Here is a 13850-nt window from a genome sequence, read left to right as displayed (position 1 = left end):
GCCCGCACCGGTGCGTAGATTTATCGAGGCGTTGCGGCCGCGATCGGCCCGTGCATCATGGTTAAGCGCAGCGAATCGGAGACGAGATGGCCAAGAAGGCGGAGCCGGGAAAGACACAGACCAACAAAAGCGGCCCCCGCGCGCCGGCAGGGAAGAAGCCGCTGACGGCCATCATCGACGAAGAGGTGATCAAGGAGGCGAAGATCGAGGCGATCCGGCAGGGGACGAATCTGTCCCGGGTGACCCAGGAGCTGCTGCAAGGCTGGCTGGCCGGCACCTATAAGCTGAGGCAGTAGCTGCCAACGATGCCTGAGAGATACCAGGTAGAGGTCGACGTCGCCGAAGATGGCACCAGTCGCGTCGTTGTCACTGATGCCGACAACGGTCGCCGACTCAGTGGAACGACCTCTGACCACCTCGCTTCGCAGATGGTTGGCGTCCTGATCGAAGACCACCGAGAACGCAGAGAGGCCGACCCCGTAGATCCCTTGACGGTGGAGGAGAAGACAACCCGTCGCGAAGCTGGCCTTGCAGCGGCGGTGTCGGCCTTCGGCGATTTCACCACCGCACGGCTTTGGCTCGCAACGCCCAACGAGCTATTTGAAAATAGGCGCCCCTTGGCGGTGGCGGCCGCAAGCGACGACGGCCTTGCGGCCGTGAAGAGCGAACTCGCCGCGCAAGCGGTCAAGCGCCGGCAGACCGACGCAATGCCGCCAACGTCCAAATGAAAACCCCGCCGTCGCCGGCGGGGTTTTTTGTGCCCTACGAGAATGGAGGGCGCCTTATGGTCGGCATTCGCCGTCGGGGTGTTTTGCGCCGACGAAATAGGGGGCCTTTTATTAGGGGGCCTCTTATGCTCGTCGCCGCACCGTGGGCGTCAGAGTGGAAATCGCGGGCTTTCTTTGATGAAAACTACAACTCTCGTCAGTCGCTATCGCCTCACGAACACCCCGTCGTGGACCCGCAAGTATCGCACTTCATACACGTGCCATTCCGCACCAGCGTGAAGTTGCCGCACTCCGAGCACATCTCGCCTTCGTAGCCCTTGGCTTTGGCTTCCGCGCGGCGCTCGGCCTTGGAAGGCACCATGGTCTGTGCGCTGCCGGCCTTGCTCCACTGCAGGGCTTCGAGCTTCTCGGTGGGCGAGAGGTCGTGGGCCACTTCCTGCTTCAGCGCGACCGCGCCTTCCAGGACGTCGCCGGCACGGCCTGCGCCGTGCGAGGCGAGCGAGGTGACCTTGGAGCCGCCGGCCGGCGCGCTGTCGTTGCCTTGCGCGACCGCGGTCGAGCCGCCGCGCATCACCACGAGGTTGTCGGTGCGGGAGCGGGTGAGGCCGCGCGACACCAGCTTGGTGGCGCGGTGGTTGGCGTCATCAGGCTCCTTGCCTTCCTCGACGCCCTTGCCGAGCACGTCGAACCCGGTCTCGCTGGGATCGACATGGGCGAGGTCGAAGCGGCTGAGATAGCTCACCGCCAGTTCGCGGAAGACGTAGTCGAGGATCGAGGTCGCGTACTTGATGCTGTCGTTGCCCTGCACCGGGCCCGCCGGCTCGAAGCGGGTGAAGGTAAAGGCGTCGACATATTCGTCGAGCGGCACGCCGTACTGGAGGCCGAGCGACACCGCGATGGCGAAGTTGTTGATGAAGGAGCGAAGGGCCGCGCCTTCCTTGTGCATGTCGATGAAGATCTCGCCGATGCGGCCGTCGTCGTACTCGCCGGTACGCAGATAGACCTTGTGGCCGCCGACGACCGCCTTCTGGGTGTAGCCCTTGCGGCGATCCGGCATCTTCTCGCGCTCGCGCATCACGATGATGCGCTCGACCAGCTTCTCGACGATCTTTTCCGAGACCTGGGCGGTGCGTGCCGCCATCGGCTTGTCGTAGAGATGGTCGACCGCATCGTCCTCGTCCTCATCATCGCTGATGAGCTGCGAGTTGAGCGGCTGGCTGAGCTTCGAGCCGTCGCGATAGAGCGCGTTGGCCTTCAGCGCCAGCTTCCACGACAGCATGTAGGCGGACTTGCAGTCCTCCACAGTGGCGTCGTTCGGCATGTTGATGGTCTTGGAGATCGCACCCGAGATGAAGGGCTGCGCTGCCGCCATCATGCGGATGTGGCTCTCGACCGACAGATAGCGCTTGCCGACCTTGCCGCAGGGATTGGCGCAGTCGAACACCGGATAGTGCTCGGCCTTGAGGTGCGGAGCACCTTCCACCGTCATGGCGCCGCAGATGTGGACGTTGGCCGCCTCGATCTCGCGCTTGGTGAAGCCCACGGCCTGGAGCAGGTCGAAGCCGGGGGCGGCGATCGCCTCGGCGCCGATGCCGAGCTGGTCGCGAATAAAATCTTCGCCAAAGGTCCATTTGTTGAAGGCGAACTTGATGTCGAAGGCGGTCGGCAGCGCCTTCTCGACCTTGGCGATGGCCTCGTCGGTAAAGCCCTTGGCCTTCAGCGTCGAGGCGTTGATGCCGGGCGCGTTGGAGAGCGAGCCGTGGCCGACGGCATAGGCCTCGATCTCCGCGATGTCAGCTTCGCGATAGCCGAGCGCGCGAAGTGCGGCGGGGACCGCGCGGTTGATGATCTTGAAGTAGCCGCCGCCGGCGAGCTTCTTGAATTTCACCAGCGCGAAATCCGGTTCGATGCCCGTCGTATCGCAATCCATCACGAGGCCGATCGTGCCGGTCGGCGCGATCACCGTGGTCTGGGCGTTGCGATAGCCGTGCTTCTCGCCGAGCTCGAGCGCCCCGTCCCAGGCCGCCTGCGCATGCGACACCAGATCGGCCTGCGGGCAGGAGACCAGGTCCATCGGCACTGGATTGACGCCGAGCGCCTCGTAGCCGTTGGACTGGCCATGGGCGGCGCGGCGGTGGTTGCGGATCACGCGCAGCATGTGCGCGGCGTTCTTCTTGTAGCCGGGGAAGGTGCCGAGCTCGGCAGCCATCTCGGCCGAGGTCTTGTAGGTGATGCCGGTCATCACCGCGGTCAGCGCGCCGCAGAGCGCACGGCCTTCCTTGGAGTCGTAGGACAGACCCATGGTCATCAGCAGGCCGCCGATATTGGCGTAGCCGAGGCCGAGCGTGCGGAACTCGTAGGAGAGCTCGGCGATCGACTTCGACGGGAACTGCGCCATCATCACCGAGATTTCAAGCACGATGGTCCAGAGCCGGCAGAGGTGCTCGTAGCCTTCGACGTCGAAGCGCTTGGAGGGGATGTCGTAGAACGTCAGCAGGTTGGCGGAGGCGAGGTTGCACGCCGTGTCGTCCAGGAACATGTATTCCGAGCACGGATTGGAGGCGCGGATGTCGCCGGACGCCTTGCAGGTGTGCCAGTCGTTCATGGTGGTGTTGAAGTGCAGGCCCGGGTCGGCCGACGCCCAGGCGGCGTAGCCGATCTTTTCCCAGAGGTCGCGCGCCTTCAGGGTCTTGGTGATCTTCTTGGTGGTGCGGCCCACCAGATTCCAGTCGCCGTCGGTCTCGACCGAGCGCAGAAAATCATCCTTGAGCGAAACCGAGTTGTTGGAGTTCTGGCCGGAGACGGTGAGATAGGCTTCCGAATCCCAGTCGGTGTCGTAGACGTCGAACTGGATGTCCTTGTAGCCTTGCTTGGCGAACTGGATGACGCGCTTGATGTAATTGTCGGGCACCAGCGAGCGGCGCGCGAGCTTGATCTCGCGGCGGAGCGCCGGGTTCTTCTCGGGGTCGAAGCAATCGTCGCCTGAGCCCTCGCAGTTGACGCAGGCCTTCAGCACCGCCTTGAGGTGCTTCTGGTTGATCTTGGATCCGGTGACGAGAGCCGCGACCTTCTGCTCCTCCTTCACCTTCCAGTCGATATAGGTTTCGATGTCGGGGTGATCGACGTCGACCACGACCATCTTGGCGGCGCGGCGCGTGGTGCCGCCCGACTTGATCGCGCCCGCGGCGCGGTCGCCGATCTTGAGGAAGCTCATCAGGCCGGACGAGCGGCCGCCGCCGGAGAGGCGTTCGCCTTCGCCGCGCAGCCGCGAGAAGTTGGAGCCGGTGCCGGAGCCGTATTTGAACAGGCGGGCTTCGCGGACCCAGAGGTCCATGATGCCGCCCTCGTTGACGAGGTCGTCACCGACGCCCTGGATGAAGCAGGCGTGCGGCTGCGGATGCTCGTAGGAAGATTTCGACCGGGTCAGCTTGCCGGTGAAGGGGTCGACGTAATAATGGCCCTGGCCGGGGCCGTCGATGCCATAGGCCCAGTGCAGACCGGTGTTGAACCATTGCGGCGAGTTCGGCGCGACCATCTGCATGGTCAGCATGTAACGAAGCTCGTCGTAGAAGGTCTGGGCGTCCTCGTCGGAGGAGAAGTAGTTGCCCTTCCAGCCCCAATAGGTCCAGCAGCCGGCGAGGCGGTCGAACACCTGCTTGGCCGAGAGCTCGCTGACGAAGCGCTCTTTCTCGGGCAGAAGGCTAAGTGCCTCGGTGTCGGGCACGGAGCGCCACAGGAACGAGGGGACGGACTCTTCCTCGACCTTCTTCAGGCGCGCGGCGACGCCCGCCTTGCGGAAGTACTTCTGGGCGAGGACGTCGGAGGCGACCTGCGACCACTCGGTCGGCACCTCGACGTTCTCGAGCTTGAACACGACCGAGCCGTCGGGATTCCTGATCTCCGACGTGGTCAGCCGGAAATCGATCCCGGCGTAAGGTGACTGTCCCGAAGTGGTGTGGCGCCGCTCAATCCGCATGGTCTTGCCCCGTCCTTTTATGTACCGGACTGCCTCCGCAAGGCGCCCGGGTCGCTATTTCGGTTCGCGATTCCTCCAAGGACCTCATCGGCCCAAAGGCTTCGCAGTTCAGCCGGTGGATTCCGGCCCAGTTTCTCCCGGCGATGTCAGGTGCGAGCACCTCGCACCGCCGGCATGTCCACACCCATCCGCCCCCAAGGGGATGTGCGCGACATGCGTTCAAACGCCCCACAACCAACATCACAACGTCTACCGATGCCATCCGAGCCTGTTGCCGGCCCGTTCTGGCGCCCGAAAAGTCCGCTTCCGCGGGCGGACAAGCCCTTATCCCGCTGCCTTTGTCTGGCTTGGCGGAGTGCTGTTTTGCAGACCCTTTGGGGGAGTGCCGGCGGGACGCAAACACACTCGCGCCGAACGGATCAAAAACTAGGACTCTCCGTCGCGCCCGTCAAGAACTAGTGCGAGTTCCTGAATCAAATACTAAATATGGTGGATTGTGGGGGATAACAGGGGGCAGGCCCGCACCTGTTGTTGAGCCAAGTATCAGTGAGTCCTCAGGGATTCCCAACCGAAAAAATTTGCATCCCGTGGTGCTGCGGAGGCTTCACCCCGCTGTTCACAGGGCAGGTATATTTTTCAGGATCGGGGTTGCCACCTCTGGACTCACGTAGGGCTACGGAAGGTGAGGGCAGGCATGCCCGCCGGGGTGGTGGTGGCGCCTGCGAATCCGCGCCAAGCTGAGCCCGATTTTGCCGGACTACCCACATGCTTGATTCGACAAGGCCGGTGCTGCGACCGCGCATCGCCCCGGCCGGCCTGATGTTCCTCGCCATCACCTCGGTGGGCTGGGGCTTCAACTGGCCGGTGACGAAATTCCTGCTCTCCGAGCTGCCGCCGCTGACCTTGCGCGGGGTGACGGGCGTGCTGGGCGCGGTGCTGCTGGCGGCGCTGGCGGTGATCCGCCGGCAGAGCCTCAAGGTCGAGCCCGCGATCTGGCCGCGCCTCGTGACCGCCGCGATCCTTAACGTCACCGGCTGGATGGTGCTGATGGGCCTGGCGCTGCTCTGGCTGCCGGCGAGCGAAGCGGCGCTGATCGCCTACACCATGCCGGTCTGGGCCTCGCTGATTGCCTGGCCCGTGCTCGGCGAGCGGCCGACATTGTTGCGCACCATCGCGCTGGTGATGGCCTTTGCCGGCCTGGCCTCGATCATGGGCGGCAACGGCTTTGCCGCCACCGCGGACAAGCTGCCGGGCATCATCATGGCGCTGTGCGGCGCGATCGGCTTCGCGCTCGGCACGGTGTTTTCGAAAAAGTACCCCATCCGTCTGCCGCCGATCACGGCAGCGGCCTGGCAGATCGGGATCGGCTGCCTGCCGATCTCGATCATCGGCCTCATCATCGAGACCACGCATCTGGAGCAGGTGACGCCGGTCGGCTGGTGGCTCGTGGTCTATTCGACCGTGGTGCAGTTCTGCATCGCCTATGTCAGCTGGTTCGCAGCACTTGCGCGCCTGCCGGCCTCGGTCGCCGCGATCGGCACCATGGCGGTGCCTGTGATCGGCGTGGTGGCCTCGGCGATCGCGCTGGGCGAGCCGCTGGGCGCGGGGCAGATCGCATCGCTGATCTTCACGCTCGCGGCCGTGGTGCTGGCGACGCGATAGGATTCATATTTGACGCGTTTTCTTGACGCGAGCCGGGATCGACTTCGCTCGAAAACGCTTTAGCCCGCCATCCCCCCGCCGTTCAGCGCCTTCCTGATCATGTCGGCGAGCTGGTTGCGGCGATAGGGTTTTGTCAGCAGCATCACGCCGTCGTCGAGCTTGCCGTGGTGGACGATGGCGTTGTCGGTGTAGCCGGAGGTGTAGAGCACCTTCAGGCCCGGGCGGCGCTTTGCGACCTCCTCGGCGAGCTCGCGCCCGCTCATGCCGCCGGGGATGACGACGTCGGTGAACAGGAGATCGAACGGCTGGCCGGTCTCGATCAACTCCAGCGCCGCTTTGCTGTCGGGCGCGGCGACGGTCTGGTAGCCGAGACTCCGGAGCTGTGCGGTGACGAAGTTGCGCACGAGACTGTCATCCTCGACCACGAAAATGATCTCGGCGCCGCCTTCGGCTTGCGGCGTCGTGGTGGCGGCCACGTCCGTTATGCCTTCGCCCGGCGGCAGATAGAGCTTGATCGTGGTGCCGTGGCCTTCCTCGCTGTAGATCTTGATGTGGCCGCCGGACTGCTTGACGAAGCCGTAGACCATGGAGAGGCCGAGGCCACTTCCCTTGCCGACCTCCTTGGTGGTGAAGAACGGCTCGAATGCCTGCTGCTGCACTTCGGCCGGCATGCCGCTGCCGGTGTCGCTGACGGCGAGCATAACGTAAGGACCGGGGCGCACGTCGGGGTTATTCTGCGCATAGGCCTCGTCGAGCACGACCCGGTGGGCCTCGAACAGCAGCTTGCCGCCGTTCGGCATGGCGTCGCGGGCGTTGATCGCCATGTTAAGCACGGCATTGGTGAGCCGGGACGGATCGATGTGCGAGGTCATCGACCCCTGTTCCAGCACGGTCTCGATCTGGATCTGCTCGCCGAGGGTGGGGCGCAGGAGTTTTGCGATGTCCGCAACCGCAGCGTTGATCTCGACGTCGCGCGGCTGGAGCGGCTGCCTGCGCGCAAAGGCGAGCAGATGCTGGATCAGCTCGGCGCAGCGCTCGGCGGCCTCGTCGATCAGCCGCGCCGTGCGCTGGAGTTCGGGCTGGGTCTTCAGGCTCGCCACCAGCGTCTCGGTGTTGCCGGAGATGACGGTCAGCATGTTGTTGAAGTCGTGCGCGACGCCGCCGGTCAGCTTGCCGATGGCATCCAGCTTCTGCGACTGGTACAGCTGCCGCTCGGTCTCGCGCGACATGGTCGCGTCGTGATAGACCAGCACCGCGCCGGAAATGTCGCCTTGGCCGTCCAGCATCGGCCGGCCGCTGATCATGAGGTGACGGGGAGCATTGCCGCTGTGCGGGCGGACGATCATCTCCATATCCTCGAACTGCTCGCCGCGCAGCACGCGTGCCGACGGCAGCTCGTCTGGCTTGAGCGGGGTGACGCCGTCGCCGTGAAGCACCTCGGACAGCGCGCGCAGATTGCGCAGGTTCATGCCGGTCCGGTGCAGCAGCATGCGCTCCGCGGCCGGATTGGACAGAAGGACATTGCCCTCGGTATCGATGACCAGCACCGCCTCCGCCATGCTGTGAAAGGTGCTCTGGAGCACGTTGACCGACAGGCGCAGCTCGTCATGCGCGGTGACCAGATGCTCGGTGCGCTCGGCCACCGCAGCCTCGAGCTGCTGGTTGGCCGCCGTGGTCTCCGATAGCGTGCTCTTGAGCGCGACCTCGGTGCGCTGGCTCTCGCGCATCACCATCACGACCAGCAGCAGGATCACCAGCGCGCCGGCGACGTCGATGCCGAGCAGCACGATGCCGGTGCGGCGCGAATCCTGGGAGCGCGCCGCGAGCAATCGTTCTTCCTCTGCGCTCAAACGATCGAGATTGCCCGTCACCGTGTCCATGAGGCCACGGCCTTCGCCCTTGCCCTGGAGCGCGGCAATGCCGGACTGGTCGTCCCCGGCGCGCAGGCGCATGGCCTCGGCGGCGATCTCGAGCCGGCGCAGCGCCAGCGGTTCGGTACCCTCCAGCAGCCCGACTTGATCGGGATTGTCGCGGACGCCGCGCTTGAGGTCGGCGAGTGCCGGCGCGATCTGGGCCTGCACCGCATGAAACTCCTCGCTGAAGCCCGGGCTGCGGTAGATCTCGTAGCCGCGTGCGGCGCTCTCGGCGCGGCGCAGCAGCAAGCGCAGATCGGAGATCTTCTTCAGCACCTCGACGGTGTGATTGACCCAGGCCGCATCGGACCGTGACTTGACGTCGAGGCCGATCGAGGCTGCGGTGATGATCAGGAGGATGGCAAGTCCAGCACCGAGAATGACGCGCTGCGTTGGGATCAAGGGACTTCTTTCTTGTCCTTCGGCTGTCCACTCTCGCCCGCGAGGCATTCCCGGATCGTGGTCAGCAGCGCGTCCGGCGTGAACGGCTTGCGCAGGCAGCGTGCTGCGCCGAGCTCCAGCGCCATGCGGAGGAAATCGGGAGAGGGCGAGGCGGATGACGCGAAGGCGTAGCCGGACATCGCGATCAGCGGCACCGCCGGCGCGCGCTCATGAAAGATGCGGATGGACTCGAAGCCGCGCATATGCGGCATGAAGATGTCAACCAGCATCACGTCGAAATTTTGCGTTTCGAGCGCAGCCAAACCCGTCTCTCCGCCGTCGGTCAACGTGACGTCGAAGCCCTGACGTTGGAGGAGGACCTCGATGGTCGCGCCGACCATCGGATCGTCATCAACCACGAGAATACGCGGCATGACACTTCCCAGTAATCGAAGTCCCCACAGTCATTGGTGATACAGGTGAATCGCGCGTCGGGTCAATTTGGGATTGGATCCTCGTAGATATGCACTGCGCGGTGCATAGAGGGGCGTGGGTTCCCGACAGTTTGGGAAGCGTCGTCTGGTTCGACATTCCATGAAGTCGAGACAAATCGAGCTGACCAGCGCAAGCCGCTCTCGCATCATGGAACCTCGCCCGGCGCCGCAACTGCTGGCCTTCGAGGTCCTCGTGCTGGGCGATTCAGCCGTCGACACGATGGTCTGGCGGAAAGATCAAACAGCCGCGCCAGCTCGACCTGCGAGAGGGTGTCGGCACTGGTCAGGTTCATGAGCGTTGGCGACGGCTCACGGCGCAAGCTTGTAGGAGAGGCCGGCCCGAACGGTCTCAATCGTCTGATGTCCGCCGCGATCGGTGGACTGGAATGCGCCGGGGACCGTTGACGTCACGCTGCTGGTTGGTTCCACCGTGCCGAAGTCGTAGTGCAGACGGTCGGGGATCGCGTGATGCCGAAGACGTCGCGAGAAACCGGTAGTCTCCGATGCGTGGCGGCTGTTTCCGCCGTACGCCCGTCGGCGAATGAGCGTGCGGAGTTCGAGCAGCTGGATGCCACGGCTCCGCTGGACGAGGAGGGGCGACCGGCATGGTCGTTCCAGGGCGAGCCGTTGACGGCGCGCGAGCGGCGCTGGCTGGAGCTGTATCTCAAGCTGGAAAACCACGAGGAAGCCGGAAGCCCAAATGGGCGGCGCCAATAATCATCGGCGCCGCCCACAGGTCTAGATGGTCAGGCCGCCTTACGGGCAGGGATGACGCAGGCCGTCATAGCCGAGATAGGTGCCTGAGCCCGGGTCGTAGGACCTGTAGCGCTGCGCGCAGTAGCCTGCGGAATCGCCGCCGCCATCGGGGACCACCGCCACTGACGGCTCGTCATAGTAGCTGTCGTCGCCGTAATAGTAGGGATCGTTGTAATATCCTCCGCCGTAATAGGCGTAAGAGCCGAGCCCGCCGATCGCTGCGCCTGCCGCCACGCCGGGCCAGAAGCCGCCGCCGCGCCGCCAGCCGCCGCCGCGCCAATGGCCGCCGCCGCCATTCCAGTTGCTGCCTGTGGCTGCGAAGCTGCGACCGCCGCCGCTGAAGGCTGCTCCGCCGCTGGGACGAACAGCTGCACCTGCCGCGAAGTTCGCGCCGCCGCCGCCGATCCGTGCGCCGCCGAAGTTGCCGCCACCCATGCGGGCGCCGCCACCACCGCCGCCACCACCGAAGTGGGCGCCACCGCCGCCGCCGAAGTGAGCACCGCCACCTCCGCCGAAGTGGCCACCGCCGCCACCGCCATGTCCGCCGCGGCCTTGGGCGAAGCTCGGCGTCGCCAACGGGAGAATTAGCGCCACTGCTGCAGCGGCACTCAAAACTTTCAGGCTTTTCATGATCAAACTCCTTTTCCCGGAGGCAAACCCCATGAAAGGGCTGTAGTTCCCGGGATCACGGCGGTTTGCGTGCGAAGAAAAGCTCGCATACGGACGCTGTATCCAGCATGAACGGATCGCGTCCGATTTGCGGCATCCGGGCCTTGCCACATCGTTTTGCGTGGGGCACCGCCGCCCCCGCCGAACTGGACATTTCGCCGTCAGGATGGCATCAGGACCCGACGAAGCAGGGCCCTTGCCGCATGAAACAATTCTTCCTCAAGTTCTTCACCTGGTGGAGTGGCCAGACTTTTGGCACCCAACTCTGGACCAAGCGGTACGGGGAACTGGTCGGCCAGGACGAGCAGGGCAATCTCTATTATCGCACCCGCGGCGGGGCGATCGACCCGACGCTCGGCTTCGAGCGGCGCTGGGTGATCTACAACGGCTATGCCGAGGCGAGCCGTATCCCGCCGTCCTGGCACGGCTGGATGCATCACACCGTCGACGTGCCGCCGACCGAGACCAATTACCAGCCGCGCGAGTGGGAAAAGCCGCACCAGCCGAATCTCACCGGCACGCCCAACGCCTACCGCCCCTCGGGCTCGACGCTCGCCAGCGGCAAGCGTCCGAAGGCGACCGGCGACTATCAGCCCTGGACGCCTGGCTAGCGTTCCAGGCTCCGCCCCAATCCTTGTTGTGCAAGTGGATGCACACGCATTCGCCTCACCCTGTTGTGGACAACGCGAACAGCGGGGATGATTCCTGCGCGGGCGTTGCAGCCGCGCGAGCGATGCGGCTCAATGGTCCCATCTTACGGAGATGGGAGACCATCGCGTTCGGTTCGGGCAACAGTTCGCGACTGTCCCGAAATGCAGCGGCCGCCGACCAGGACTCGATCGGGAGATAGGCCCCCGGTCTGGCAGTTCCGAAATCGCCCGATGAAATGTGCAGCCGCCGTGAGACAGGAAAGGCCGCTTGGGAAACCGGGCGGCCTTTTTCTGTTTTCGGCTCTACATCACCCGTTCGGCCGCGCGCTTGACCGCTTCGAGGCGGCGAGCCTGGTTCGCTGCGCCGCGCTCCCTGAGAAGGGCGAGCACCTCGGCGGGCGCCGTCTCAGGCGAGCCTGAATTGAACGGCGGCGCGGGATTGTATTCGAGCTGAAGCTGGATCGCTTCCGCCGTGGTGCGGTCGACCAGGATCGAGACCAGCGTCAGCGCGAAATCGATCCCCGCGGTGACGCCGCCGCCGGTGATGCGGTTGCGATCGACGCAGACGCGCGTCCTGGTCGGCGTCGCGCCGAACTGGCCGAGCATCTCCATCGCGCTCCAATGGGTGGCGGCGCGGTAGCCTTTCAGCAGGCCGGCGGCGCCGAGCGCCAGCGACCCCGTGCAGACCGAGGTGACGTACTTGGCGCCGTCGGCCTGCCGGCGCAGGAAATCGAGCACCTCCTTGTCGTTGAGCAGATCGTCGGTGCCACGGCCGCCGGGCACGCAGATCATGTCGAGCTGCGGGCAGTCGCCGAAGGTGGTGGTCGGCGTCAGCGTCAGCACGGAATCGCTCGGCACCGGCTCGATCCGTTTCCAGATCAGGTGCAGTTTTGCACCGGGCACGGAGGAGAACACCTGCAAGGGGCCGGTGAAGTCGAGCTGGGTGACGCGCGGAAATACCAAGAGACCGATCTGGAGCGGTGACGACATGGGCAGGTCCTCCAAAGATAAGCTTGACGGACGCAGCCTCTCATGATGCCCTTCTGTCCAAAATGGCGTAATTCCCTCGCTTTCGGACATGACCCATGATCGGCATCCTGATCTTCCCGGATTTCCAGCTGCTCGATGCGGCCGGCCCGATCTCGGTGTTCGAGATCGCGGCGCGCGCCACCGGCAAGCCACCGGCGATCCGTGTGCTTGCGCTGAACGCGGGGCCCGTGCGCAGCTCGTCCGGCGTGGAGATGATGGCGCGCGATTTCAAGTCGGCGAATGCGATCACGACGCTGGTCATCGCAGGCGGTGCAGGCGTGACAGAGGCCGCGCGCTGCGAGGTCACGCGCGCATTCGTGCAGCGGCTGGCGCGGCGCGGCGTGCGGGTCGCGAGCGTCTGCTCGGGCGCGTATGTGCTCGCCGAAGCGGGCCTGCTCGATGGCCGCCGCGCCACCACGCATTGGGGGCGGACGCGGGATTTCGTCGCGCGCTATCCCAAGGTGAAGTTCGAGCCTGACCAGATTTTCACGCGTGACGGCGATGTGTGGACGTCTGCAGGCATCTCAGCGGGTATCGATCTGGCGCTCGCGATGGTGACCGAGGACCATGGCGAGGAGATCGCGCAACAGACCGCACGGCAGCTCGTGCTCTATCATCGCCGCAGCGGCGGCCAGTCGCAATTCTCTTCGCTGCTGGAGTTGAAGACGCCGAACGGCCGCTTCGGCGCGCTGCTGTCCTGGGCGCGCGAGAACCTCGACGCCCGGTTGACGGTGGAAGACCTCGCCGATCGCGCCGGCATGAGCGCGCGGCATTTTGCCCGCGCCTTTGCCGCCGAGACCGGCACGACGCCGTCGAAGGCCATCGAGCGCTTGCGCATCGAGGTCGCGCGCGAGCGCGTGCAGTCCTCGCGCGAGGCGATCGAGCTCGTCGCGGAGGCGACCGGCTTCCGCGATCCCGAGCGCATGCGTCGCGCCTTCATCCGTGCCTTCGGCCAGCCACCGCAGGCACTGCGCCGCGCGGCGCGGGCAGGTTAGGACGTTAACTCGCTTTGATCCGAGCGCTACTGCTCGACTGGTGTGCCGGCCGGGACATGAGCGCCCGACGCGGTCCACTGGTCGTAGGTCTGAAACTTGACGCCGAGCATGTCGTAAGAGACCCGCAAGTAACCGTCGCCGCCACGCATCACCGCGGTGGGCATGATCGTCTGCACTTCCTGCGCCATCACGCCGACATAGGTCTTGTTGCCGCCGTTGTAGGCGAAGCGATAGAAGCCGAGGCCATTTTCGAGGTGGCCGAGGAGGAAGATGTCATGCTTGAGCATCATGTCGGATCGCCGAACGACACGCCGGGTTGTCCGCCGTGCAACACCTCGCACACCGACGACTGGTGCCACAACGGGCCCGACAGGTCGGGCGACGCAGCCGGCGCGGTAGACACCGGCGGCGCAATAGACAACAGCATTTGCCTCAGGTGTCTCGATAGCCATAGTTGCGGAGAAGACCGTAACGCCGAGCGCGGCCAGGAGGATCGAGCGCATCATTGTCTCCTTCATTCAATCGTTGGCAGGGAAATTGTCTCGCCGAGATAGAGAATACGATCAGATTTTCGTTCAGCGAGCAATTGTCTTCGAG

The 13850-nt window shown here is 65.0% G+C and carries 12 protein-coding genes; 6 read left to right on the top strand and 6 right to left on the bottom strand.

Features of this window, described 5'->3' with window-relative positions; translation table 11 throughout:
- The first annotated feature begins 86 nt into the window (after positions 1-86).
- Positions 87-296 (top strand): hypothetical protein, encoded by a 210-nt coding sequence (locus QCM77_RS25600; RefSeq protein WP_279685371.1) that lies wholly within the window; start codon positions 87-89, stop codon positions 294-296.
- 9 nt (positions 297-305) lie between these two features.
- Positions 306-728 (top strand): antitoxin Xre/MbcA/ParS toxin-binding domain-containing protein, encoded by a 423-nt coding sequence (locus tag QCM77_RS25595; RefSeq protein WP_279685370.1) that lies wholly within the window; start codon positions 306-308, stop codon positions 726-728.
- Between the two features lie 211 nt (positions 729-939).
- On the opposite strand, the gene QCM77_RS25590 is transcribed toward QCM77_RS25595, so the two are convergent.
- Complete coding sequence (locus QCM77_RS25590; RefSeq protein WP_279685369.1) at positions 940-4704, bottom strand: vitamin B12-dependent ribonucleotide reductase; 3765 nt, start codon at positions 4702-4704, stop codon at positions 940-942.
- A 765-nt stretch (positions 4705-5469) separates the two neighbouring features.
- Here QCM77_RS25590 and QCM77_RS25585 point away from each other — a divergent pair.
- Positions 5470-6366, top strand: coding sequence for a DMT family transporter (locus tag QCM77_RS25585; protein WP_279668498.1), 897 nt, complete (start codon positions 5470-5472; stop codon positions 6364-6366).
- Between the two features lie 59 nt (positions 6367-6425).
- Here the strand turns inward: QCM77_RS25585 and QCM77_RS25580 are convergent, their stop codons facing one another.
- Together QCM77_RS25580 and QCM77_RS25575 are read right to left on the bottom strand one after the other, a co-directional pair.
- Positions 6426-8681, bottom strand: coding sequence for a CHASE3 domain-containing protein (locus QCM77_RS25580; protein WP_279668499.1), 2256 nt, complete (start codon positions 8679-8681; stop codon positions 6426-6428).
- Entirely contained in the window at positions 8678-9094 is a 417-nt protein-coding gene (locus tag QCM77_RS25575) for a response regulator (protein ID WP_279668500.1), read from the bottom strand. The genes QCM77_RS25580 and QCM77_RS25575 overlap by 4 nt, the downstream gene beginning before the upstream one ends.
- Positions 9095-9622: 528 nt before the next feature.
- Here QCM77_RS25575 and QCM77_RS25570 point away from each other — a divergent pair.
- Entirely contained in the window at positions 9623-9871 is a 249-nt protein-coding gene (locus QCM77_RS25570) for a hypothetical protein (RefSeq protein ID WP_279668501.1), read from the top strand.
- A gap of 39 nt (positions 9872-9910) precedes the next feature.
- On the opposite strand, the gene QCM77_RS25565 is transcribed toward QCM77_RS25570, so the two are convergent.
- On the bottom strand, positions 9911-10540 hold the full coding sequence (locus tag QCM77_RS25565) for a BA14K family protein (protein WP_279668502.1): 630 nt from the start codon (positions 10538-10540) through the stop codon (positions 9911-9913).
- Positions 10541-10782: 242 nt separating this feature from the next.
- On the opposite strand from QCM77_RS25565, the gene QCM77_RS25560 reads away from it, so the two are divergent.
- The gene (locus QCM77_RS25560) at positions 10783-11190 is read left to right on the top strand and encodes an NADH:ubiquinone oxidoreductase subunit NDUFA12 (RefSeq protein WP_279668503.1); all 408 of its coding nucleotides are present in this window, start codon (positions 10783-10785) and stop codon (positions 11188-11190) included.
- 342 nt (positions 11191-11532) lie between these two features.
- Here the strand turns inward: QCM77_RS25560 and QCM77_RS25555 are convergent, their stop codons facing one another.
- Positions 11533-12219: a DJ-1/PfpI family protein gene (locus QCM77_RS25555; protein WP_279668504.1), complete on the bottom strand. Its 687-nt coding sequence runs from the start codon at positions 12217-12219 to the stop codon at positions 11533-11535.
- 95 nt (positions 12220-12314) lie between these two features.
- On the opposite strand from QCM77_RS25555, the gene QCM77_RS25550 reads away from it, so the two are divergent.
- Positions 12315-13253, top strand: a complete 939-nt coding sequence (locus QCM77_RS25550) for a GlxA family transcriptional regulator (RefSeq protein WP_279668505.1) — start codon at positions 12315-12317, stop codon at positions 13251-13253.
- A gap of 26 nt (positions 13254-13279) precedes the next feature.
- On the opposite strand, the gene QCM77_RS25545 is transcribed toward QCM77_RS25550, so the two are convergent.
- A complete protein-coding gene (locus QCM77_RS25545) occupies positions 13280-13543 on the bottom strand; it encodes a tail fiber domain-containing protein (RefSeq protein ID WP_347882393.1) in 264 nt (87 codons plus the stop codon).
- Between the last annotated feature and the right edge of the window lie 307 nt (positions 13544-13850).

The sequence above is a fragment of the Bradyrhizobium nivariense genome (assembly GCF_029846695.2).
Lineage (GTDB): Bacteria > Pseudomonadota > Alphaproteobacteria > Rhizobiales > Xanthobacteraceae > Bradyrhizobium.
Note: the sequence above shows the minus strand (reverse complement) of the source record. Positions and strands in the feature narration are given on the sequence as shown.